Raw genomic sequence first — 579 nt, 5'->3', positions numbered from 1 at the left:
ATGTGAGCTTCTTTATTCCGACATCTTCGAGGATATCGGTAAGCCGAGCCTTGCGGGCATCGAGGAACTCGCCGGCGCCCCAATCTGCATCCGGATAAGGCGTGCTCCACCCGACGTCGCCGGCGCGCAGCTCGTAGAGATGGCTGTTGGTCCAACCCATGGCCGCCTGGATGGTCAGGTGCAGGCGGTCGAGCTTGATGTCGAACGGCACATCGACCCGGCGCAGAACCACCGGCTTGACGTCATCGAGAGTAATTTTGAGGCGAGCGATGCCGACAGTCATGCCGCCAGTTTACGACGCTCCATCTCGACGGCCCAGCTCCATGGCAAGAGTTCCTCGAGCCTGTGGACAGCGTGATCGTTGATGCGGGCGAGCACGTCGGCGAGCCAGGCCTGCGGATCGACGTCGTTGAGCTTTGCCGTCATGATCAGCGTCGCCATGACGGCGGCGCGTTCGGCGCCGCGTTCCGAGCCGGCGAACAGCCAGGATTTGCGCCCAAGTGCGAAGCCGCGCAGGGCGCGTTCGGCGGCGTTGTTGGTGAAGCAGATCCGTCCGTCATCGACGAAGTGAGCGAACCG

General features: G+C 63.2%; 2 protein-coding genes. Both read right to left on the bottom strand.

Annotated features, from left to right (window positions below):
* Positions 1-283 (bottom strand): plasmid pRiA4b ORF-3 family protein (locus tag SO140_RS46405; protein WP_498544267.1); only part of this gene is annotated, 283 nt, incomplete at its 3' end.
* Positions 280-579: transposase domain-containing protein (locus SO140_RS46400; protein ID WP_498544266.1), on the bottom strand; the 300-nt coding region annotated here is incomplete at its 5' end. The genes SO140_RS46405 and SO140_RS46400, both read right to left, overlap by 4 nt.

Source organism: Bradyrhizobium sp. UFLA05-108 (assembly GCF_059803455.1).
The sequence above is the reverse complement of the archived record's forward strand: the minus strand, read 5'-3'. Positions and strand labels throughout refer to the sequence as shown.